Annotated in this window: 1 protein-coding gene; it reads left to right on the forward strand. The window is 58.5% G+C overall.

Annotated elements, in window-relative coordinates; genetic code table 11:
• On the forward strand, positions 1–916 hold a 916-nt coding region (locus C5470_RS22005; RefSeq protein WP_166291914.1), incomplete at both ends, for a condensation domain-containing protein.

Below are 916 nucleotides of genomic sequence, written 5' to 3' on the forward strand. Positions count from 1 at the left end.
TCCACCGTGACGGCTCACAGGTGACGGAATTCCACCGGATGTTGCCGGCGGAACTGAATGCCCGTCTGCGCCAGCAGGCGCAGCAGTTGGGTGTCAGTCTGGCAACGTTGTGCCATCTGGCCTGGGCGCAGGTGTTGTCACGCACCAGCGGGCAGGAAAAGGTGGTGTTCGGCACCGTGCTGTTCGGGCGCATGGCGGCGGGAGCAGGGATGGACAACGGGCTGGGGCTGTTTCTTAATACCCTGCCACTGCGGCTGGATATCGATAACACACCGGTGCGGGAGAGTGTGCAGCAGGCCCATACTCGGCTGGCCGGATTACTGGCGCATGAGCATGCGTCACTGGTGCTGGCGCAACAGTGCAGTGGTATCGACAACACAGGCCCGCTCTTCAGTGCCCTGCTGAACTACCGGCATAATGTGGTATCAGCCCTGTCCGATGAGGGGCTAAACGGAGTTGAGTTTATGGGCGGGCAGGAGCGGACGAACTACCCGTTTACGCTGTCGGTGGAGGATTTTGGTGATGCGCTGGGGCTGACGGCTCAGGTTGTCGAGCCGTTTGACCCGGCACGGATATGCGGTTATATGCGGCAGGCGCTGGAAAGTCTGGCAGCGGCGCTGGCGCACACCCCGGACAGGCCGGTTGGGGCGTTAGATATTCTGCCGGCCGCGGAACGTACCTTGTTGCTAAAAACCTGGAATGCCACGGAAACGCTGTATCCTGAAGACTTGTATATTCATCAGTTATTTGAACAACAGGTGGCGAAAACCCCGGAAGCGACGGCTTTGGTGTATGAAAATCAGTCCCTGAGTTATGCCGAATTAAATACTCGTGCTAATCGGTTGGCCCATCAACTTATTGCGTTGGGCGTAGAGCCGGATCAGCGGGTAGCGATTTGTGTCTCACGTTCACCGGC

The sequence above is a fragment of the Photorhabdus stackebrandtii genome, from assembly GCF_011189495.1.
GTDB lineage: Bacteria > Pseudomonadota > Gammaproteobacteria > Enterobacterales > Enterobacteriaceae > Photorhabdus > Photorhabdus khanii.